The organism is Clostridium oryzae (genome assembly GCF_002029235.1).
Taxonomy (GTDB): domain Bacteria; phylum Bacillota; class Clostridia; order Clostridiales; family Clostridiaceae; genus Clostridium_AE; species Clostridium_AE oryzae.
This window is the reverse complement of record NZ_MZGV01000021.1, coordinates 1-23,421: the sequence shown is the minus strand read 5'-3', so window position 1 is coordinate 23,421 and position 23,421 is coordinate 1. Positions and strand designations below refer to the sequence as shown.

19 protein-coding genes and 1 riboswitch are annotated in these 23,421 nt (G+C 33.2%); of the genes, 16 read left to right on the top strand and 3 right to left on the bottom strand.

All coding sequences use genetic code 11. From position 1 onward, the window contains the following. The first annotated feature begins 63 nt into the window (after positions 1-63). Positions 64-966 carry a DNA-3-methyladenine glycosylase family protein gene (locus tag CLORY_RS11045; RefSeq protein WP_079424286.1) on the top strand — a complete coding sequence of 301 codons (903 nt, stop codon included), beginning with the start codon at positions 64-66 and terminating at the stop codon, positions 964-966. Between the two features lie 172 nt (positions 967-1,138). Here CLORY_RS11045 and CLORY_RS11040 read toward each other — a convergent pair whose 3' ends face one another. Beyond that, entirely contained in the window at positions 1,139-1,816 is a 678-nt protein-coding gene (locus CLORY_RS11040) for a TIGR01906 family membrane protein (RefSeq protein ID WP_079424283.1), read from the bottom strand. Between the two features lie 381 nt (positions 1,817-2,197). Between CLORY_RS11040 and groES the strand changes: the two genes are divergently transcribed. From groES to guaA, 15 genes are all read left to right on the top strand, one after another. Further along, a complete protein-coding gene (groES, locus tag CLORY_RS11035; protein WP_079424281.1) occupies positions 2,198-2,482 on the top strand; it encodes a co-chaperone GroES in 285 nt (94 codons plus the stop codon). A gap of 29 nt (positions 2,483-2,511) precedes the next feature. Further along, positions 2,512-4,143, top strand: coding sequence for a chaperonin GroEL (gene groL, locus CLORY_RS11030; protein WP_079424279.1), 1,632 nt, complete (start codon positions 2,512-2,514; stop codon positions 4,141-4,143). Between the two features lie 309 nt (positions 4,144-4,452). Then, positions 4,453-6,147: a GspE/PulE family protein gene (locus CLORY_RS11025; protein ID WP_079424277.1), complete on the top strand. Its 1,695-nt coding sequence runs from the start codon at positions 4,453-4,455 to the stop codon at positions 6,145-6,147. A gap of 27 nt (positions 6,148-6,174) precedes the next feature. Then, entirely contained in the window at positions 6,175-7,380 is a 1,206-nt protein-coding gene (locus tag CLORY_RS11020; protein WP_079424275.1) for a type II secretion system F family protein, read from the top strand. 115 nt (positions 7,381-7,495) lie between these two features. Next, positions 7,496-7,939, top strand: coding sequence for a prepilin-type N-terminal cleavage/methylation domain-containing protein (locus CLORY_RS11015; RefSeq protein ID WP_079424273.1), 444 nt, complete (start codon positions 7,496-7,498; stop codon positions 7,937-7,939). A 268-nt stretch (positions 7,940-8,207) separates the two neighbouring features. Continuing rightward, the gene (gene pilM, locus CLORY_RS11010; RefSeq protein WP_169911596.1) at positions 8,208-9,344 is read left to right on the top strand and encodes a pilus assembly protein PilM; all 1,137 of its coding nucleotides are present in this window, start codon (positions 8,208-8,210) and stop codon (positions 9,342-9,344) included. Between the two features lie 12 nt (positions 9,345-9,356). Further along, positions 9,357-9,926 carry a PilN domain-containing protein gene (locus tag CLORY_RS11005; RefSeq protein WP_079424268.1) on the top strand — a complete coding sequence of 190 codons (570 nt, stop codon included), beginning with the start codon at positions 9,357-9,359 and terminating at the stop codon, positions 9,924-9,926. Further along, positions 9,913-11,115 (top strand): hypothetical protein, encoded by a 1,203-nt coding sequence (locus CLORY_RS11000; protein ID WP_079424265.1) that lies wholly within the window; start codon positions 9,913-9,915, stop codon positions 11,113-11,115. Before CLORY_RS11005 ends, CLORY_RS11000 begins: the two co-directional genes overlap by 14 nt. Before the next feature lie 11 nt (positions 11,116-11,126). Then, positions 11,127-12,005: a prepilin-type N-terminal cleavage/methylation domain-containing protein gene (locus tag CLORY_RS10995; protein WP_079424263.1), complete on the top strand. Its 879-nt coding sequence runs from the start codon at positions 11,127-11,129 to the stop codon at positions 12,003-12,005. A 10-nt stretch (positions 12,006-12,015) separates the two neighbouring features. Then, on the top strand, positions 12,016-14,334 hold the full coding sequence (locus tag CLORY_RS10990) for a hypothetical protein (RefSeq protein WP_079424261.1): 2,319 nt from the start codon (positions 12,016-12,018) through the stop codon (positions 14,332-14,334). Between the two features lie 10 nt (positions 14,335-14,344). Then, positions 14,345-14,887: a PilW family protein gene (locus tag CLORY_RS10985; protein WP_079424259.1), complete on the top strand. Its 543-nt coding sequence runs from the start codon at positions 14,345-14,347 to the stop codon at positions 14,885-14,887. A 46-nt stretch (positions 14,888-14,933) separates the two neighbouring features. Beyond that, positions 14,934-17,174, top strand: a complete 2,241-nt coding sequence (locus tag CLORY_RS10980) for a vWA domain-containing protein (protein ID WP_079424256.1) — start codon at positions 14,934-14,936, stop codon at positions 17,172-17,174. A 64-nt stretch (positions 17,175-17,238) separates the two neighbouring features. Next, the gene (locus tag CLORY_RS10975) at positions 17,239-18,000 is read left to right on the top strand and encodes a prepilin peptidase (RefSeq protein ID WP_079424254.1); all 762 of its coding nucleotides are present in this window, start codon (positions 17,239-17,241) and stop codon (positions 17,998-18,000) included. Between the two features lie 163 nt (positions 18,001-18,163). Beyond that, a riboswitch (purine riboswitch) is annotated at positions 18,164-18,261 on the top strand. 233 nt (positions 18,262-18,494) lie between these two features. Beyond that, on the top strand, positions 18,495-19,949 hold the full coding sequence (guaB, locus tag CLORY_RS10970; protein WP_079424251.1) for an IMP dehydrogenase: 1,455 nt from the start codon (positions 18,495-18,497) through the stop codon (positions 19,947-19,949). A 14-nt stretch (positions 19,950-19,963) separates the two neighbouring features. Then, complete coding sequence (guaA, locus tag CLORY_RS10965) at positions 19,964-21,496, top strand: glutamine-hydrolyzing GMP synthase (protein WP_079424248.1); 1,533 nt, start codon at positions 19,964-19,966, stop codon at positions 21,494-21,496. Positions 21,497-21,575: 79 nt separating this feature from the next. On the opposite strand, the gene CLORY_RS10960 is transcribed toward guaA, so the two are convergent. Next, positions 21,576-22,625 carry a site-specific integrase gene (locus tag CLORY_RS10960; protein ID WP_079424246.1) on the bottom strand — a complete coding sequence of 350 codons (1,050 nt, stop codon included), beginning with the start codon at positions 22,623-22,625 and terminating at the stop codon, positions 21,576-21,578. A 22-nt stretch (positions 22,626-22,647) separates the two neighbouring features. After that, positions 22,648-23,037, bottom strand: a complete 390-nt coding sequence (locus CLORY_RS10955) for a helix-turn-helix domain-containing protein (protein WP_079424244.1) — start codon at positions 23,035-23,037, stop codon at positions 22,648-22,650. Between the last annotated feature and the right edge of the window lie 384 nt (positions 23,038-23,421).

Genomic DNA, 23,421 nt, shown 5'->3' with positions numbered 1-23,421 from the left:
GATTTATACGTAATAGATAAAAATTATGAATTAATAATTACTTATTTATGAAGGAGGATTATATTGGATTACGATAGAATTGAAGTGGCAGATGGATCTGTAATTATAAAATCAATAAGAAACTTTGAATTAGCTCATATTTTTGAATGTGGTCAATGTTTTAGGTGGAATAAGATTTCAGAAAATAAATTTATTGGTGTTGCCTGCGAAAAGGTGCTCGAAGTTGAAAAAAATGATGAGGATGTGATACTTCATAATTGTACCGAACAGGATTTTTACTCTATTTGGGAAAAATATTTTGATCTTAAGAGGGAGTATGGAAACATTAAAGAAGAGCTTAGTAAAGATCCTTTGCTTAAAAAATCTGTGGATTTTGGGTACGGGATAAGGCTTTTACAGCAGCAGCCTTTTGAGATAATTCTATCATTTATCATATCAGCTAATAATAGAATTCCTATGATTAAAAGGACTATCGAAAAAATTTGTGATAATTGGGGAAATCCGATAGAGTATAATGGCAAAGTATATCATACGTTTCCTAAACTTGAAGTACTGTCAAAAGTTACTGAGGAGGAACTAGAGAGCTGCGGCATGGGGTTTCGAGCTAAATATGTTAAGGATACTGTAGATAAAATATTTAAAGCCCAATCAGGTGAAGATGACTTCCAAAGTTATAAGATAGATAGTATAGTACAGCTTAATGACGATGGCTGTCACGATGCACTTCAGAAATTTAACGGTATTGGTCCGAAAGTAGCTGATTGCATAATGCTTTTTTCGATGGGAAAATACTCTGCTTTTCCAGTAGATGTATGGGTTAAAAGAGCTATGATGCACTTTTATGTAGCTCCAGATGTTTCATTAATAAAGATAAGAAATTTTGGAAGGGAGAAGTTTGGAAAGCTTTCAGGCTTTGCACAGCAGTATTTATTTTACTATGCAAGAGAAAATAATATAAAAATATAATTAACTGTTTCATTTTTTATTTATATCTGTTATAATGAATAAGAGCAGTAAAAACTGCAATATTTAGTTCTGTACTGATAACCGTAATATATAAATATAAAAAACAAGCCCGTTTTGTTACGGTTACGTTCTAAAAATATATATGTAACATGGAAAGGTAATGGCTGATGATTTAATCATCAGCCATTACCTTTTTTAATATTCTATAAATGGTAAATAGTAAAACACTGAATATAACGATACATAGCAATATTAGAAAAGCAGTATGCATAAAAAATGCTTCTGGCAATGCATTTATTATTGGATCTGTGCTAGGATCTAAAAGCCAATAGTTATTACTAAAAGCTAGTTTATGAAATATTATAAATGAAGCATTAAAATTAATTATAAAGGGAATAGATAATATAATTGGTATAACTATAAGAAGTATGGAACTCCATTTAATATAGCTTAAGGCCGCTTTTTTTACGCAATAGATGCTGCCTAGTATTCCAAGTATAAGTGTCACATAGAATACTATATCCAGGTTCATAAAGATATTTTTTACTTCTTTAAAGTGAATAAGGCCGTCTTTAGAAAAAGGAAAATCAGGCAGTGCTAGGACGGATATGTTTCTATTGTTAATATATGACAAGAGTAAATCGTAATTTTTCATAAGAGTTGCTTTGTTCATATTTACACTTTGAGTTATATTTAACTTATTTACATCAAAAGAGTATAAAGGTTTTGCATTTAAACCTATTTTGATTGAAGCTATAATGAAAAAAATAGAAATAGATAATGCTGTTGCAATTTTTATGGCTGGGATTAATTTAGACTTCTTTTTGCTGCTGTATGTCATTGCGTACATAGTGTCATCTCCAAACGTTTAAATATTTTACGAACCATGGTAAGAGAAAAGTGTAAAGAGAAAAGTGAAGCAAGAAAATCTGCTATTCAGAATTTAGATCACATCTTATATATTAGCTGAACTAATAACATAAAACAAGTGGTATATAAGATTTGTACAATATAGTATTATTGAGATATTAATTGAAATAGTGTATAAATAGAAGATTATTACTGATAATTAGAGAAATCAATCAATATTCTTGAAAGAATTATCATAATTGGATTTGATAATATGCATTGGTTTATTTATTATAATAATTGTATTAGCACTCAATGTTAATGAGTGCTAACAAAGAGATGATATAAAATTAATAATATAAACATATAAGGAGGGGTTTAAATGAATATTAGACCACTTGGTGACAGAGTAGTATTAAAAAAATTGGAAGCTGAAGAAACTACAAAAAGCGGAATAGTTCTTCCAGGAGCTGCTAAGGAAAAACCTCAGGAAGCTGAGATAGTTGCAGTTGGACCAGGAGGAGTAATCGACGGTAAAGAAATAAAAATGGAAGTTAAAGTTGGAGACAAGGTTATAATTTCAAAATACTCTGGAACTGAAGTTAAATACAATGGTGAAGAATACACTATAGTAAAGCAAGAAGATATACTTGCAATTGTTGAGTAATATTATAATATTAACAGGAGGGATTATAGATGGCTAAAAGTATATTATTAGGCGAAGAAGCAAGAAGAAAGATGCAAAATGGTGTTGATTTACTTGCTAATACAGTAAAAGTAACATTAGGACCTAAGGGAAGAAATGTTGTACTTGATAAAAAATTTGGTTCACCACTAATAACTAATGATGGTGTTTCAATTGCTAGAGAAATAGAACTGGAAGATCCATATGAAAATATGGGAGCACAGCTTGTAAAAGAAGTTGCTACAAAGACTAATGATGTTGCAGGAGATGGAACTACAACTGCTACATTACTTGCACAGGCTATAATAAGAGAAGGATTAAGAAACGTTACAGCTGGTGCAAATCCAATGCTTATAAGAAATGGTATAAAGCTTGCTGTAAATAAGACAGTTGAAGAATTAAAGAAAATATCAAAGCAAGTTGATGGAAAAGAAGACATAGCAAGAGTTGCTGCAATATCAGCTGCTGATGAGGAAATCGGAAAACTTATCGCTGACGCTATGGAGAAAGTTGGAAACGAAGGAGTTATCACTGTTGAAGAATCCAAATCCATGGGAACTGAGCTTGATATAGTTGAAGGAATGCAGTTTGACAGAGGATATGTAAGTCCATACATGGTAACTGATACAGAAAAGATGGAAGCTTCTTTAGATAATCCATATATACTTATTACAGATAAGAAGATATCAAATATTCAAGATATACTTCCTCTACTTGAGCAGGTAGTTCAGCAGGGTAAAAAGTTACTTATAATCGCCGAGGACATCGAAGGCGAAGCAATGGCTACATTAGTAGTTAACAAATTAAGAGGAACATTTACATGCGTAGCTGTTAAAGCACCAGGATTTGGCGACAGAAGAAAAGAAATGCTTCAAGATATAGCTATACTAACAGGTGGAGAAGTAATTTCAGAAGAACTTGGAAGAGATCTTAAAGAAACTACAATGGAAATGTTAGGAAGAGCTGAAAGCGTTAAGGTTTCAAAGGAAAACACTACAATAGTAAATGGTAAAGGTGATGCATCTGCAATAAAAGACAGAGTATCACAGATAAGAAAACAAATCGAAGAGACTACTTCAGATTTTGATAGAGAAAAGCTTCAGGAAAGACTTGCTAAACTAGCAGGCGGAGTTGCTGTAGTCAAAGTTGGTGCTGCAACTGAGACTGAGCTTAAAGAAAGAAAACTTAGAATAGAAGATGCTTTAGCAGCTACAAAAGCAGCTGTTGAAGAAGGAATAGTACCTGGTGGTGGAACTGCTTATGTTAATGTAATTAACACTGTTAAGGCATTAAAAGCAGAGGATGCAGATACTCAGGTAGGTATCAATATAATCGTAAGATCCTTAGAAGAGCCATTAAGACAGATTGTCGATAATGCAGGACTTGAAGGTTCAGTTGTAATTGAGAAAGTTAAAAACAGTGAAGTAGGAATGGGCTTCGATGCTTTACACGAAGAGTATGTAAACATGATTAAAGCAGGAATAGTTGATCCAACTAAGGTTACAAGAAGCGCACTTCAGAATGCAGCTTCCGTAGCATCAACATTCTTAACTACTGAAGCAGTAGTTGCTGATATTCCGGAAAAGAACCCAGCACCAATGCCAGGAGCACCAGGTGGAATGGGAATGGACGGAATGTACTAAAATATAACAAAGAAAATTATATATAAGTACGGTAAGACATCCAGTTGAATGTAATGTTCAACTGGATGTCTTTTTTGAAACTGTAAATATATCCCTAAAATTAGTAATTTCCTTTTGAAAACGTTACTTTAATTAATTGTTAAAAATATTTATATAAAGAAAACATAAAAAAGTATAAAAGTAATAATATGTAAATATTTTAAACATATTATTGCATTTTTAAACCTAAGCTCTTATAATAAAAGTATAAAAAAGTTATAAATTGGTAAAAAATTAATATATATCCATAAAAGTGATAAAGGTGATCATATGATAAAAAATAATAAAAAAAGATTAGGAGATCTACTTGTACAATCCGGCAAAATAACAATTAGACAACTGCAGGATGCTCTAGTTAGACAAAGAACTTTAGGTAAAAAGCTAGGTGAACTGCTTATAGATGAGAATCTTGTAACTGAAGAGGATATTATCAATACGATAGAGACTCAAACAGGGATAAAGCGCATCGAATTAGATTCTATAGTAATCGATAAAGCAGCAATTAAATCACTGCCTCAAAGTATATGCTTAAAAAATGATCTGATACCTATAGGCTTTAAAGATAATAGAATTCAGATAGTTATGTCAGATCCATTAAACATATTTGCCATAGATGATGTAGCCATATCTACTGGTTTTGAGGTTGAAACGTTCATTGCCGTGAAAGATGAAATAAGAAAAGCAGTATATAAGTATTATTCCGATGAGCAGGTACTTAAAGCAGCACAGGAACTATCAAAAGAAAGAGAAGAAGAAATATCTGAAAGTATATCATCAAGAGATGCAGACTTTGATGATATAAGAAATGCTCCTGTTGTGAAAATGGTGGATTACCTTATAAAAAATGCTGTCGAAGCTAGAGCTAGTGATATTCATATCGAACCATTTGAGAAAATTATACGGATTAGATATAGAATTGACGGTGAGCTTCAGGAAGTTTCTAAGCTGTCATCTGATTCGCTTGCATCATTAGTCACTAGAATAAAAATTCTTGCCAATCTAAATATAGCTGAAAAAAGACTGCCGCAGGACGGAAGAATACTTATAAAGCAGGAAAAAGGTGATGTGGACTTAAGAGTATCCATATTACCTACTGTATTTGGAGAAAAAGTAGTAATAAGAATTCTAAGTAGAGATAACTATAGTATAGGCATGGATATGCTAGGTATGAATGAATATGAACGGAATCAGTTCAATAACATAATTAAGAGTCCTCATGGAATAATATTAGTTACGGGCCCCACAGGAAGCGGAAAATCAACAACTCTTTATAGTGTGCTTAATGAGCTTAATACTGTGGACAAAAATATTGTTACTGTGGAAGATCCTGTGGAATATACACTGAAAGGTATTAATCAGGTAAACGTAAATGCTAAAGCTGGGTTAACGTTTGCCAGCGGACTTAGGTCTATATTAAGACAAGATCCTGATATAGTTATGATAGGTGAAATAAGGGATGTAGAGACCGCTGAGATAGCTATAAGGGCAGCTATAACAGGGCATCTTGTACTAAGTACATTACACACTAACGATGCACCTTCTACGATAATGAGACTTGTGGATATGGGAATTCAATCATATTTGGTAGCTACTTCATTAAGTGGTGTTATAGCTCAAAGGCTGGTAAGAAAAATATGTCCTAAATGCAAAGAGGCTCATATGGCTACTGATTACGAGAAGAGACTTTTAGGGGTTCCTAAAGATCAACAACAGGTGATATACAACGGAAGGGGATGTGTACACTGCAATAACACAGGTTATTCGGGAAGAAGAGGCGTGTATGAAATTATGGAAGTTACGAGGGAGCATAGGAATGCTATGATAAATTTTAATGACAGTCAGCTTCTTAAGGATATTTCAATAAAGAATGGAATGAAAACTCTTGGACAATCTTGTGGTGAGCTTGTAAAGCGGGGAGAAACTACTATAGAAGAACTTGTAAAAATTGCCTATATCCATGAATAACTTTTTCAAAAGAGGTGATAATCATAAATGGCTAATTACAGGTATAAGGCTACGAATGATAAGGGTGAAAAGATAGAGGGAGTATATGAGGCTTCTAGCAGAGAAGCAGTCATCGAAATGATAGGTATAAACAATTGTTATCCTTTAAAGGTAGAGAAGATTCAAAAAGGTGCAGAAATTAATCTCAGTGATTTTCAGAAAATTAAGACAAAAGATATGGCTATATTCGCAAGACAATTTTATACGATGCTGGACGCAGGTTCTTCAATTAATATGTGCCTGCAAGTACTTTCAGAGCAGCTTGCCAACAGAAGATTCAGAGATGTAGTGGCTAAGCTTAATGAAGAAGTGAAAAAAGGTGTGACATTATCCGAAGCCATGGCTCAGCACAAGGATGTATTTCCAAATCTGTTTATAAGTATGGTTCAAGCTGGAGAAGTTACTGGTAACATGGATATAATTATGCTGAGAATGGCTAGTCATTATGAAAAAGAGAATAGGATGAATAACAAGATAAAATCGGCTATGATCTATCCAATTGTACTGGGCGTAGTAGCGATAGCCGTTGTAGGAATGTTGCTTGTATTTGTAATGCCGACCTTTGTGCAGATGTTTAAAAGCAATGGGGTAGAACTTCCGGCTTCTACAAAGGCGCTTTTGGCTGTGAGTTCAGCAATTATTAATGATGGCATTATTGTGCTACTTATATTGATTGCAGTTATATGGGCAATTAGATACTATTTTAAGACCCCTAGCGGAATATTTCTTAAGGATAAGGTGAAACTTAAAATACCTATTATTAGGAACTTAAACGAGATGATAATAGTGTCAAGATTCACAAGAACTTTATCTACAGTTATAGCCAGCGGTATCACACTTGTGGATGGTTTAAATTCAGTATCTGAAGTAATAGGAAATACTATAGTTCAGCATAAAATAGACAAAGTGAGAGATATGGTAGTTAAAGGAGAAGGACTTGCAAAATCTATGGGTGAAACTGATATTTTTCCACCAATGTTAATATCAATGATAAATACAGGTGAGGAATCTGGTTCTATGGATGCTATTTTAAATAAAACGGCAGATTTTTATGATGAGGAACTGGAAACACAGATACAAATGTTTACGAGTTTACTAGAACCATTAATGATAGTGGTCAAGGGGGTTGTAATAGGACTTATGGTCGTAGCAATAGTTCAACCGATGTTTGGAATGTATAAGGATATAAAATAATGGATAGTACTTAAATAAGGTTGAAATTGCTGCTTGATTTTAAACTGATTTCTCGATTAATTACGCCCGTAGCTGGTAAAACCAGTTAAAAATATAAAAAACAGGAGGAATAACTATGAGTAACAATTTAAAAAAGAAGAAAAAGAAAGGATTCACGTTAATTGAACTTATTATAGTTCTAGCAGTTCTAGCAATAATTGCAGCCATCGCTATACCAAATTTTATCGCAGTAAGAAACAATTCACGAAATAAGGCAGACGCCCAAAGCTGTCTTACAATTAAGCGAACGGTATTGATGCTAGTGTCAGACGGGACGGTACCTGAGACCGCTGATTTTTATGTCACAGGTCCGAGTACTACAAGCTTAAATACTGAAAAATATAAAGATGATGTAAATGAAGCGATGAAGGATGTAAACAATGTTCAAGGAACAAAACTTGTGTCAGGATTTGACGCCAAAGGGCAACCTCAATACTCAGATGGAACTCCAGCAATGTATCATGTGGTGATATCTAAAGGTGACGTTTCAGTAACAACGGTTGTGGCAGCCGCACATTAAAATGAAAATAAGTATCAGCACACACCGTGACATGTTTCAGCCCTCGAAACCCGACTACTTTGTAGAGCCGTGTCACGCTTAACAAGGTGCCAAAGAGACAGCAAATTAAACAGCAACTTGAGATTAGCACACACCGTGACATGTCTCAGCCCTCGAAGCCAGACTTCTTCGCAGAGCCATGTCACGCTTAACAAGGTATCCAAGAGAAAGCAAATTAAACAGTTTATAAGAAACAGTAAATAAAAGATATAACTAAGAGGTGAACATATTGGAAAAATTAAGAGATATCAATATTAAAGAGATACTTAGTAAGGATATAACGGATTTAAAAAAAGAGAAGAAATCACCAGAAAAAATAAAAAAGCTTAGACCTCTTATAAATAAAAAAGTGGTTTCTCTAGACATAGGATCACAAAATACAAAAGTAGTAGTGGGCAGGTACACTAACAGCGGTATCGTGATAGATAAGGCGTTCATGTTTAAAACCGTTATGAGTTCTATTTATGATACTGTGATACAAACCTCCACGTTTTTTGCTGTGGAAATTGACAAGTATATGAAGAAAAACGGTGTAAAAATAAAAGATGCTAATTGTACTGGCAATAGCACTAGTATCATTAATAGAGAATTAATAATTCCCGAAGCCAGTGGAGATGAATTAGATACGTTAATTAAATTTGAGCTTCAAAGATATCTTCCGCTAAATATGGATAATTACATCGTACAATATAATATACTTGAAAAATTACAAGTAGATGAAGTGGACAAGCTTAGAGTACTGACGATAATTTATCCAGTAAAATTATCGAGACAGTATATGGAACTAATTAAAAATGCAAAGTTAAAGCCTAATGCGCTGGATATAAATTATAACGTATTAAGAAAGCTTATAATGCAGCATCATATAGAAAATGAAAATACGCCTCAGCATACCTGTGCCATTATAGATATGGGAGCTAAAAGTATTGAGGTTAACATATATGAAGGAGTCAATCTCGAATTTGCTAGAATAATAAAAAGCGGTGGAGAGCAGCTTGATATTTCTATATCAAAATCTTTAAATATATCTCCTGTGGAAGCAGAAGGAAGAAAGATAAATGAAGGTAATCTGCTTGGAATGGATAATAGTGAATTGAATATTGTGCTACGAGATGAAGTAAATAATTGGATAGAAGAAATAGGTAAGATATTTCAATTTTTTAGAAATAAGAAATTTGGTAACAACGTAGATACTATATTTATATATGGCGGGAGCTCTAGATTAAAAGGCCTAGAGCAATACATGTCTAATTATTTCAATATTCCAGTAAACAGGTTAACAGCTCTTAATAATGTTGAATTTAAAACTGAAAATGAAGTTGAAGATATATATATAAACGCCATTGGCGCCATTATACGATATTAGGCAGGTGAGATTATGAATGATTTGAATTTTTTTACCAGCTATAACGAAGCAGCGAAAGAATCTAAGAATACTAGGTATATCATCATTACTGCAGCAGGTATTATTGGAACTTTGATTTTATTGTCTAATATATGGTATATCATTAACAGCGTTATGCTTAACATCAATATAAGTAAGATAAATACGCAGATAAACGCTTCTGATATTCAGAAGGAATATTCACAGGTTCAAGAACTTAAAAAAAAGCAGGATATATTGAAAAAGTACTTTCAGACGTCATCAAGTATTGTAAATGCAGTGGACAATAAGAATAAAGTTACGACAAAATTGATAAATGAAATTAATAGTTGTATGCCGTTAGATGTATATATGAGCAATATATCTATAAATGAAGATATAATTCAATTGAACTGTTCTGCTAAAAGTATGATTACAGCGGCGCAATTTGGCCACAATATTACGGAATTAGCGAATATGGAAAGTGCTAATTTTGCTGATATAAATTATGACACGTCTAAAAAACGGTACAATTTTTCTTTAAAATGTTCATTTAAGGATGTGGTGCAAGATGAAGATAAGTAAAACTGAAAAGCTCATTCTCGCGGTACTGTTAAGTTTGCTTATAGCTATAGGTTATTATAACGTTATATATATAAATCAAAGAAATAGTATTCTATCGCTGAGACAGCAGAAAGAAAAGGGAGCTGCAAAGCTGGAAGATATGAAATTACAGATTGCTTCCGGTTCGAATATCAAAAAGAATATAAAGGTATTGAATTGTAAAATAGAAGGAGGAGCTGGAAAGCTATATCCAAAGCTGGAACAGGATAGATTGCTGCTTCAATTAAACTCAATATACGCAAAGGCAAATATAAAAGGAAATGTTAGTTTTATATCAGAGAATGCTAATGAAAACAGTGCTGACAGCAGTGGTGATAATAAGGAAAAGGAACAGAATGAAAAAAATGCTGAAATACTTAAATTAAATAAGCTGGTAGCAATGTACAATACTGATGTTTTACGAAAAAATAGTGATGAAACAGAAACTTCCGATTTATCAAACTCATTAAAAGCTAATATAACCTTTAAGGGATCTTATAGTAATATAATTAAGTTTATTTCTACCATAGAAAAAAATGAAAGCAAAATTGTTGTTTCAGGTTTTACACTGGGCGGAGGAGATTCTTCCAACCTAAGTGGGACAGCAACACTGGAGTTTTATTCAATACCTCAATTTGCAGATACAAATATGAATTACGACGAATGGAAATATAGTAATAAATATGGAAAGAATAATCCGTTTTCATCAAAGGCACAGGGCACTTATTATATGTCAAATGCAAATGATAGTCCAGACTTTGCCATGTCTATAAAATCTGTAAATTCAGATTTACCAGCGATAATGCTTGGGAAGTCTGACGATTCTGAGCGTAAAAGTTATATATATGAAGATGAAAATAAGACAGAAAATATAGAAATAGTGATTACTGAAAAAAATAATAAGTTTTATTACAAATATAAATCTAAAAATGGTTCATATCCTATGCAATACAGTAGCACGGGATTTGAATTCACACCTGAAGGTGAGGATATTTCAATAATGATATATTCCAGTAAGAGAACATCAGATTCAGATGAATGTTCAGTTAACTTAACAGTTGATAATAAGACATCAAAGAATATTAATGTTATTGTTACTAACGATGATACATCTAGACCTAGGGTGACGGTTAAGAGCAAAGAAGGCAATGTTGAAACAATAAATAAGTAGGTGATGTGTAGATGAAAGAACTGCTGGGAAACAAGAAGAAGGGCATGACGTTAATAGAAGTAATTGTGACCATAGCTATTTTTAGTATAATCATCATTCCGTTAAGTGTATTGGTAACTACAGCAGTGAAATACAATAAACAGGCTGAAAACACGCAGCAGGTGTCACTTACTGCACAGAAAATCATTGAAAGTATAAAAGCAGACCATAAAATTGAACATAATTCTATAGCATTAAGACTAACAAATTCGACACAATACCTGAATAAAATGGAAAGTACCACAGATGCTTCAAAATATGATATAGGATATTCGATATATGATGCAGATATTGATGTAGGAAATTATATAACTTCAGATATAACTTTTCAAAGGAAAAGAGATATAATCTATGATTTAGGACAAGCTTCTGCTGTGAGCAGTGATGGTACTGTAACTGTAAAAGAGAATAACACTCTTCGGTTAGATGAAGCTGGAAGTTCAGATAATGTATATCCAATGACTGGTGATTTAGAGATAATTGGGAAAGATGATACAGTAATTTTAAAAAATAAGTCTGGTGAAGATATTGCAATTATCAATAAAAAAGCTGGTTCTTCTGGAAGCATAAAAATAATTAATATGAAGACAGAGGAAATACACGTTTATGTGAGAAATGATTCTGAGTCAGCTGATAAAATATTTAACATCCTTTGCTGTAAGAATTCTAGTTATGGAGACATTAAGATATGTTCAGAAGGAGGCGCTGTAAGAAAGTATTTGAACGTGCCCAGCGGTAACTTAAAGGACAACAAAAATGGAGTATATGATGTGAATGTTAAGATATACAAAAATGATGGAGGCAAAAAGAAAATTTATGAAATTACTTCTTCTATAGATATTGAAAATTAGAGGTGAAAATATGGCTTTAAAAAAGAAGAAAGGTTCTTCAATGATAATGTTGCTCATTATTTTTGCACTAATAGTTATATTTGGAACAGCAATACTTGCACTTACTGCCGCAGATTATTCTATGAGGGTTGTAGCAAGTGAGAAGATTGAAAATTTTTATGCTGCGGATTCTGGCATCTGTATTATACAGGGTATAGTGAAAAAAGAGGTAGAATGTGCCGTAGTTAGCGGAAATGAGAAGGCTGCAGACTATCTGAAAAATGATGCAGATACAGATAAAAGTATTTTGAAGAAGGATGGCAGTACTGTTGATGAAGATAAGTTGTACGCTGCAGCAAATGCAAAGTTTAAGAATGCATATAAAAGCTATATTGTAGATTTTCTCAATAAACGAGATGAGGATAATAATATAACTCAAGGAATATATACCGGTTCTGATGGTAAGAAAGATTTGTTCAGAAATATTACAAGTAAGCCTAATATAGATATACCTTCCAATGCGAAATTTAATGAAGAAAATAGAATGGATTTAAAAGTAATTTCAACTTTTGAAACGGCAGTTAAAAGAGGTCAAACCTCAAATAAAAAAACTGTAAGTGCGCATATTATAATAACTGTCCCAAACTATGGAGATACATATTCAATAACTACTAAAGAAGGAGAAGTGGCTTTAAATCCTGTTTGGCAAAATGCAGTGTCTATCGACGGCAATATGAATCTAAATGGACAAATGGAATTTGACGGAGACATATTTGTCAGAGGTATTAATAACATGCCCCGGGAGGATTTGCTGAAAAATATTTCATATAATAAGTATTATGGCGGGATATCCATCGGAAATGATAAAAGCAGCAATTATGCTGATATAAACTTTAATAACTGCAAAATAGTTACAGCTAATAGTTTTTGCATTAATGGATCTAATAACCATGTGAATTCAGGAGATATTTATGCGGGAAACCTTTATGTCGGCAGTGCCAGTAAAGAAGCGGGAGAGGTTTCAGAATCAAACAATATACATTGCCATAATGTGTATCTTAGTAATGATTTATGCTTAAATTCAGAAAAGACGAGCATAGGCATAGCGCAATTCTATGGCATAAATGATGTAAGTTCACCAAGAACAACAGGTGTGGATAACGAAAACTATAAATCCTCCAGCAGCATAATAGTCAATAGTGACGACATCGGAAAAGGTTCTGCTATTAATATTGAAAATAAGGCTATTATTATGGGTACAGCCTATATTGATACAAAACCTGAAGCGTACCAGACAGGAGAGGCAGTTGCGATAAAGGGAAACTATAAAACCTATGGAATTCATATACCTGATGATGCTGCAAATAGTGGCGATCAAGCTGCTATTGATAAATATAAACAAGGTAATGTTAATTTTGCATATATAAACCCGCTTATGCTTATTAAAAGTCTGAAATCAGGTTCCGACAGTGAACTTACGGTACAGCAGAAGATAGAATACTTTAAGCTTTGTCAGAAGCTAGGGCTAACTGCAAATGGGACTTCTATTAAAAGCAGTGGTATAACCTTACCGGGCGGTAGTGATAGTGTAATTAGTTTTGGACTTTCGCCTCAAAGTGGAAACAATAATTTTGATACGAACTATAAGGCAGAGGATCAGAAAATAGTTAGTGAAAAACAGAAGCAGTTAGCGGAGAAAGTGTATGAAATGAGTGCACCTGAGGAAAGTTATGTTACACCGGCAGATAAGCTTTACGCTCAAGGTAATCAGAACAGAACGGTTATGGACGGAGATAAAAATAGAGTAACAGATCCTAGTACAGGCTATCAGACTAATACAGTAGCGCAGGTTGCTTTTGTAGATGAAGCAGGCAATTATAAAACATACGATGTTAAGAAAATAGATTATGCTAGCAGCAGTGTAGTGTATGTGAATAGTGAAGCTAAAAAAGTAGTTTTATTAGGCAGAGGTGCTCAATATGACGGTGATGAAAAGGCTGATAACGTAATAGATCTTAAAAATATGAATTCGTCAGCATCTTCAGGGGTAATAGTAGTAAAAGGAGATGTTGAACTATATGGTGACATAGATTTTACTGGCAGCATAATAGCAGGCGGCGATTTTACTACAAAAGATAATATAGGTGTCAAGAAAATTAGGTGGGACAACAGTAAAGTTAAACAATTTATAGCTTCAAATTATAACGGGCTTTTTAAAAATATCTTTATTAATAGTACTGGAAGCAGTTCGGAGGGAAGTACTTTCAGTGTAGATGCGGGAGATGATACAGTGGGATATCAAATAGATGATGATGTTGTAAAATTGAGTCAATGGAGAATGGAACGTTAGAGGTGCAGATATGAAATATAATAAAACTTTAAAAGGCATCACTTTAATAGAATTGGTGATAGCTCTTGCATTATCTGCAATTATATCGGCAATAATGTTCTCATTTTACATGCCTCATCAAAAAGCACTAGCTGAAACAGAAAAAAGGTCACAGCTTCAAATGGATGCACAGAACTTGATGCAGTATTTTTCAAAGAGTGCGCTGGAAGCATCTAAAATAACAACCTTAAATGGAATAAGCGGCGAAGCAGAATTGAATTCATATACAGGTAATCATACAGTATCCAATATAATTTTCTCAGTGAATGATATAAATGGTACAAGTCAATATACCTACAAATATGTCTTAGACGGGAGAAGTTTAAAATACACTGATTCAAAGGTTACAGATAAAGTAATAGCAAATGATATTAATAGCATAGATATTAAACCTTTAAATGGACAAACCGTAGGTAAATGTTCTGGTATATCTATAATCGTAGAGCTTATAAGTGATGACAACAGGATAACCTACAAGGTCATGGATAATTTGTATTTTAGAAATGAAACATAACGCAAGAATTAGAGTTTGTGCAGTAAGTGTGAAATGAGGTTGGAATATGAAAAAGAGAATAATCAAAATAGGGCTATTTATTGCGATAGTGTTTTTGTTTACGCAGTTATTCTATGGAAGTGTAACTGCTAAAGCCGATACTACCGTTGTAGATAACTATATATCATTAAGCAAAACTGTTACTAATACGAAAGGTGAGACGGGTACTGATATAACTGCAGCTGGAGGTGAAAGGCTTGCAATTAGTTACGCTGTCACTTCAAAGAATATACCTAAGGATAATATAAATGTTACTGCTAAAAAGAAAAAGGTTATATTGGTTGTGGATACATCAGGAAGTATGAGAATCAAAGACATGGCTCATAATCACTCCAGGGCAGAAACAGTAAAAAATGCAGCTAAGAAGTTTATAGCAAAAACTGCAGGAAAAGATGCTGATATAGCAGTAGTACCATATTCCGCAAGTGCTGAAGCGTACTCAAATGAAATACAAGATTTTACGAACAGCATTTCTCAGCTCGATAGTTATATTGATGGCATGACAATATATGGAGGAACAAATATAGGAGATGGAATGAGAAAAGCATATTACATGCTGAAGGACATAGACAGCAGTGCATATGATAAATATATTGTACTGCTTACTGATGGACAACCCAATGAATGGAGTGTTAATAATGATAAGAGCTATTATACAGGCGGCTATGATGCACCATACGTCCTTGGAGAAGATAATTATGATTCCACAGGAGATGGATTAAAATACGCAGATAAAATTGGTGACATAATAGCTGGTACAGATATAAATACCTATATGATAGCTTTTACTCGAGATACAGATATCAGTAAAATGAAAGATATGGCTGGACATGCAAAAGCTCAGCTATCGTCTGCAAGAGATGAAGATGGGTTAAATGATGTCTATGATGAAATATCGAATCAGATATTGAACTCTTTTACTGTTACCAGTGTGAATTTCAGAGAAGAATTTCCAGCCAACGTTACCATATTAGATGTACCTCCAGGCTTTATTGTGGATAATGATAAACATATTGTCACTGGTGAGCTGACTAATTTATCCTATACGTTGGATGGTGATGTATATAAACTTTCTAATCAGCTTGATTTTACAATAGATATAAAATTTGACGATAAGATATCCGGAAAATATTCTCTTAGTCCCGTATCCGAGTTGTTTTATACCGATTATAATAAACATTCTAATAAAGCAGATTTTAATACTGTAAACATAAAAGTATCCTCAGCTAAAGAAAAGATATCAAATGCACCTATAGAATTCTTGAGGATTATAGATAAGGATGAATTTGCTCTTCAAGATGGAAGCACAGAGGACATAAAGATAGAATATTCTATAATTCCTAAGAAGATAGACTTTTATTCTGTAGACACAGATTTTTATTTTAATAATATGAAAAATACAACATCTAATGTCGTCAAAGAATTGCCTGTATCAGATGGAATATATACAGCAACGATACCTGCAGGACTTCGGATTAAAAGTATCCAATATAATGGTATGGAGTTTTCAAAAAACAAATATAAAGTTATGTCAGATAGTGCTGGAAATTCTGTGATAACCTTTGATTTAGACGATATGGGAGGCATAAATTATAAGCTGGATGATAGTAAGGAATTCTTTAAAGCTGATCCAATTAATTTTGATATTGTCCTCAAAGGCACAGAAACAGGAACTTACATATTACATAAGGAGAATACTTATTTAACGTATAAAGATATAAAATATCAAACTACAAAGCTTTATACTGATAAAGCTTTGAAAATTGTAGTATACCAATCAAGAGTAAGACAGCATGGATTATATACAAATAATGATAATACTATAGGGGACAGTAATTTTGTTTTTAGTATTGGAGGACAGCCGATAGATACTTCTAAGGAAAATAGCTATACTGCAGCAGTAGTAGCAGACATAACTGGAGCAGATTCGCTGCTAAATATAAACATAGGAGCAGGAACACAGCGCTACAATAGCAGCGATATCAAGGTTAATGTGTTTAAAATAAAAGATGATGGATCAAGCTTTAATGATAAAGTTAACTATAACAACGCTGCAGTAATAAAATTCAATTCTGATAATAGCACAGATATAAATGTGAAATTTCATGATAAAGGCACTTATATTGCAATTTACACGTTTAAAATGGATGTAGATGAAGAAAAAACATTAACAAACACCGCTTCAATAGGAAGCAGCAGACAGGATTTAATACTTAGAGAAGTTAAGGAAATACCTGATCTTTTTTAGTAGATTAATTTATGAGGCAGCATAGGATGCCTTTTGTCGAATAACTTGAAAGAAGGAGTAAATAGTGAATTTCTTTATTTTGATATATATTTTTATACTTGGAACAATAATGGGAAGCTTTTATAATGTATGTATTTATAGAATACCATCAGGGCAATCTATTATTAATCCGCCATCTCGCTGTACAAGCTGTGGGAGCAAACTAAAGGCTATAGATTTAGTACCTATTTTCAGTTATATATTTTTAAAAGGTAAATGCAGGTATTGTCAGAGTAAAATATCACCTAGATATGCATTGATAGAATTATTTACGGGGATAATATTTGCCTGTGTGTACATTAGATATGGAATAGGTACGGAAATGATAAAATATGAAGCGCTTTGCAGTTTTTTAATCGTCATAGGATTTATAGACTTTGATACTACAGATGTCTATAGCATTATAACCTACACTGGAATAGCTGTTGGAATAGTATTTACAGTCGTAGCATTTTTCCTGGGAAATGATATAAGAAGCTATATATATGGATTGCTGCTTTCAGGTGGTGTCATTGCTGGTATAGTATTTGTGACTAAAGCTATGGGAACAGGAGATATAGCGATATGTGCTTTATCTGGTTTGTATTTAGGCTTTAGTAAAAGTGTTGTGATGTTATTTTTTTCATTTTTAATTGGAGGAGCTGCGGGAGGTTTTCTTATATTGTCAGGTAAAAAACGAAAGGAAGACTACATAGCTTTTGGGCCATATATAGCTTTGGCATCAATAATTTCTGTCTTGCTCGGTGACTCGATAATAAGTGCATACATGAATATTATTGTAGTATAGATTTTTGCTGCTGACTGCCTCGGTAATAGTCAAAAAACTTAGAAAAATAAACCTTTCTAAAAAAATTTGTTTTGGTAACGTTTAGATGATTTTATTGCAATTGACAAAGACCAGTGTATAAATTAAAATGAAATAAACCAATTCAATTCACTTCTAAAAATGAAGGAAAAGTTTTAAAACAGCTCATATATACCCATAATATGGATGGGAGTTTCTACCGGAAGCCGTAAATTTCTGACTATGAGCGAAAGTTATTTGCATTTCAGCATATTAATTTTTCGCTATACTCGCTGTATGTGGAAATTGATATGTTTTTTGTTATATTTGCAGTTATATATAACGGAAAAATTCTATTACATTTACCATATTCCAGGTGAAATATTCTATGTTAAAAAGAATTTTTGACAATAATATTTTTAAAATATAATGTTAGGATTTTAATTTGTTATATATGGGTTATCTATATAATTTTTTAGAAAGAAAGGATGAGACGAGTGGCAAGAATATTAAAACAAGCCTATACTTTTGATGATGTACTACTTATGCCAAACAAATCAGAGGTGCTGCCAAGAGAGGTCAGCCTAGCAACAAATCTTACAAAAACAATAAAATTGAACATTCCGTTTATGAGTGCAGGAATGGATACTGTAACTGAATCTAAGATGGCTATTGCTATTGCAAGAGAGGGTGGAATCGGAATTATTCATAAGAATATGTCAATTGAAGAACAAGCTTCTGAGGTAGATAGAGTTAAAAGACAAGAGAATGGGGTAATAACCGATCCGTTTTATCTTTCACCAGAAAATAGTATTGAAGAAGCCCTATTTTTAATGAAGAAATATAGAATATCAGGTGTACCAATAACTGAAGAAGGTAAGCTTGTTGGTATAATTACAAATAGAGATATAGTATTTGAAACAGATTTTAAAAGACCTATCGCAGACTTAATGACTAAGGAAAACCTTATAACAGCTTCTGAAGGAACCACTATGGAGGAAGCAAAAGCACTTCTAAAGACTCATAAAATCGAGAAACTTCCTTTAGTTGATAAAGACAATAATCTTCGTGGATTAATTACTATTAAAGATATTGAAAAAGCTATAAAATTTCCTAATGCAGCTAAAGATGCCCAAGGAAGACTTCTATGCGGAGCAGCCTTAGGAGTTACTAGTGATATACTTGAAAGAGCCGCAGCTCTAGTAAAGGTTGGAGTGGATGTAGTAGTTGTTGATAGTGCACATGGTCATTCAAAAGGGGTTCTAGAAGCAGTTACAAATTTGAAGGAACACTTTCCTAAGCTTCAAGTTATTGCAGGAAATGTTGCAATAGCTCAAGCAGCTGAAGATTTAATAAAAGCAGGAGCAGATTGCATAAAGGTAGGAATAGGACCTGGCTCAATCTGTACTACAAGAGTAGTTGCCGGTGTAGGAGTTCCTCAGCTTACAGCTGTTATGGACTGTGTTGAAGTTGCAGAAAAGTACGGAATACCTGTAATTGCAGATGGCGGTATTAAATATTCAGGAGACGTGGTAAAGGCTTTAGCAGCCGGTGCAAGAGTTACAATGATGGGATCAATGTTTGCAGGATGTGAGGAAGCACCAGGGGAAACTGAAATTTATCAGGGAAGAAGCTATAAAGTATATAGAGGAATGGGTTCCATAGGAGCTATGAATAACGGAAGTAAGGATAGGTATTTTCAGGAAGAAAACAAGAAGCTTGTACCTGAAGGCGTTGAGGGAAGAATACCATTTAAAGGACCCATTTCAGACACAATATATCAGTTAATAGGCGGAGTAAGATCAGGTATGGGATATTTAGGAGCTAAAACTCTAAGAGATCTTTATGAAACAGCAAATTTTGTAGTTCAGACCTCAGCGGGGTTGAGAGAAAGTCATCCACATGATATAGTAATAACTAAGGAAGCACCAAACTATAGTGTAAATCAATAAATTGGAGGAAAAAGATGGATAAAGAATTAGTATTGGTTATCGACTTTGGCGGACAATACAATCAGCTTATCGCAAGAAGAGTAAGAGAATGTGGAGTATATTGCGAAATAGTTCCTTTCAATTATTCAATAGATAAGATCATTGAAAAGAATCCTAAGGGAATAATTTTTACCGGTGGACCTAACAGTGTGTATGAAGAAAATGCGCCTAAAGTAGATCCTAAGATATTTGAACTTAATGTACCTATCCTTGGAATATGCTACGGTCATCAGCTTATTTCCTATATGCTTGGCGGAAAAGTTCAAGGAGCTGATGTTAGAGAATATGGAAAGACAATGGTATCACTTTCAGAAGAATGTGATATGTTCACAGGAATAGGCGGAGACAATCAGTGCTGGATGAGTCATACAGTATTCGTTTCCGAGCCGCCGGCAGGATTTGAAATCAAAGCTACAACGAAATCATGTCCTGTAGCAGCTATGCAGAATACTGAAAGAAAAATATATGGAGTTCAATTCCACCCAGAGGTTGAGCACACTCCATTCGGCAAAAAAATGCTTTCAAACTTCCTTTTCAATGTTTGTAAAGTTAAAGGAGATTGGACTATGTCCTCCTTTGCTGAGGGAAAAATAAAGGAAATAAAAAAGTTAGTTGGAAAGAAAAAGGTTATCTGTGCACTTTCAGGTGGAGTAGATTCCTCTGTTGCTGCTGTTTTGGTACATAAGGCAGTAGGTAAACAGCTTACCTGTATATTTGTTGACCATGGTCTTCTTAGAAAAGATGAAGGTGATCAGGTTGAGCAGATATTTAAGAAGCAATTTGATATGAACCTTATAAGAGTAAATGCAGCTGACAGATTTCTTGGAAAACTTAAGGGCGTATCAGAGCCTGAAAGAAAGAGAAAGATCATAGGCGAAGAATTCATCAGAGTATTTGAAGAAGAATCTAAAAAATTGGGAGAAGTTGATTACCTTGTTCAAGGTACAATATACCCAGATGTTGTTGAGAGCGGAACCTCAACTTCTGCTACAATAAAGAGCCATCACAATGTTGGCGGACTTCCTGAAGATATGGATCTTAAACTTATAGAGCCATTGAGAGAGCTTTTCAAAGATGAGGTAAGAGCAGTTGGAGAAGAGCTTGGAATTCCTCATAAATTAGTATGGAGACAGCCTTTCCCAGGACCAGGTCTTGCAATAAGAGTTCTTGGTGAAGTTACTGAAGATAAACTGTTTATTACAAGGGAAGCAGATGCAATCTTCAGAGACGAAATAGCAGCAGCAGGTCTTGATGAAAAGATATGGCAGTATTTTGCCTGCCTTCCAAACATTCAATCTGTTGGAGTAATGGGAGACGAGAGAACTTATTGTCACACAATAGCTTTAAGAGCTGTAACATCTTCAGATGCTATGACTTCTGACTGGGCTAAGATACCTTATGATGTACTTGATAAGGTGTCAAGAAGAATTGTTAATGAAGTTAAAGGTGTTAATAGAGTAGTTTATGACGTAACTAGTAAGCCACCTGCTACAATTGAGTGGGAATAATAACAGCTAAAATTGCTGTTAAGCCTTGAAAATAAATGATTTGTAGTTTTACGAAAATCAAAAGCGTACTAAAAACGTACTAATATAGATCATTAAGCTTGTTTGCTACAATATCACCTTTATTAGGATATAAGTGAGAGTAGGTATTTAATGTAGTTTCTACCTTTTCGTGACCTAGTCTTTCTGAAATCAAAAGTGGGGTAAAGCCAAGTTCGATAAGTAATGATGCATGAGAATGCCTAAGATCATGAATTCGAATTTCCTTTACGCCACTTTTTTTGCATACTCTGACCATTTCATGCTTTAGAAAAAATTTGGTGAAGGCAAAAATCCTATCTGATAGTTTGTAATCGTAGAGTTTATCTCTATAACTTTTTATATCTTCACATAAAGCATCGGATATAGAAATTTTTCTTTTGCTCTTAGGAGTTTTAGGGCTATTGATAATATCCTGACCATTAAGTCTTGTATAGCTTTTGTTTATATTTATAGTTTTACTATCAAGGTTAACATCTCTCCAAGTAAGCGCCAACAATTCTCCACTTCTCATTCCAGTCCAAAATAAAACCTTAAACGCTAGTTCGGAGATAGGCTTATCATTGAAGGAGATAAACTTTTTAAATTCTTCGACTGTCCAGAACTGCATGTCTTCAGCATTCTTTTTTCCCATAGAACCAGCCTTTAATGCTGGACTGCTTCCTAGATTGTAATATTTTATAGCAAAATTAAATATAGCAGAAAGCTGATTGTTAATAGTTCTTAGGTATGTTTGAGAATACCCCTTTTTTATAAGCTTGTTTTGCCACTGTCTGATGTGATTAGGTGTAATTTCATTTACATTCAGTTTTTCAAAATAAGGCAAAACCTTTAGATTTATTACATACTTTTTGTTATCTAGGGTGGTTGCTCTAACTTTAGCAGCAGCATCTTCTAAATATAATTCAACCAAATTTTTAAAGCTCATATCGCAATCATTTTGTTGCTTGCTTAAGAATTCTCGTTCAAATAGTTTGGCATCACTTTCTTTCCTAAAACCCTCCTTCTTTTTCTTCTTTCTAACTCCTGTCCAATCCTTATAGTAGAAAGAACAATAATAGGTGTTACGTTTTTCATCTTTGTAAATAGGCAATTTAGTTACTTCCTTTCAGTGATTATACAAAGTCAAGTTGATTTATTATGAGTATTTTATATTTAGTGACGTCTAAACGGTATAACGTTATTTTTTTTAGCTGCTTACCTTCAGCTTTATTTTCTGAAAGCTTATACTCTATCATTCCTTCAATCTTTAGTTTATCATTTATAGAAAGTTTTCTGAATAGATTTAGCACTTTTATTTCGTAATTTGAGAAAGAGTTCTCAGCTTCTAATAGCGAATCTATAGAGACATCAAAGTACTTGGATAATTTAATTGTATAACATATAGCCTTTGGATAATCGTTGCTTTCTATAGCTTCTATAAACTTAGAAGGTATATTTAATATGTTTGATAATAGCTCTATACTGAGATTTCTATTTTTTCTTAAGTCTTTTAAAGTATTCAATAGTATAGCACATCCTTTATTGTTTATAATAGTATAAATTGTACAAAATAAATATAAGGTACCAATAATAAACTATTTTACTATAAAAGTAAAATAAAGAGATAGAAGTAATTATATAAAATAAATTATTATTAAAGGTTAAATGTATTTTATTATGTACGTAAAATGAATTTGTAAATTCCGTTTTTTTGATATAACGGAATTTAGTAATGCAAAGAATTTGTTATAATTAACTTTGATATTTGTCCTAAGAATATTAGACCAGCTAGTAAAAGTCAATAAGTTTTTATAAAAAAATTAATTGATAAAAATAAGCAACACAAAAAGACCATTGAAAAACACGAACAATGGAAAATTGCTCTTAATTGTTAGGGTTGTTAAGCA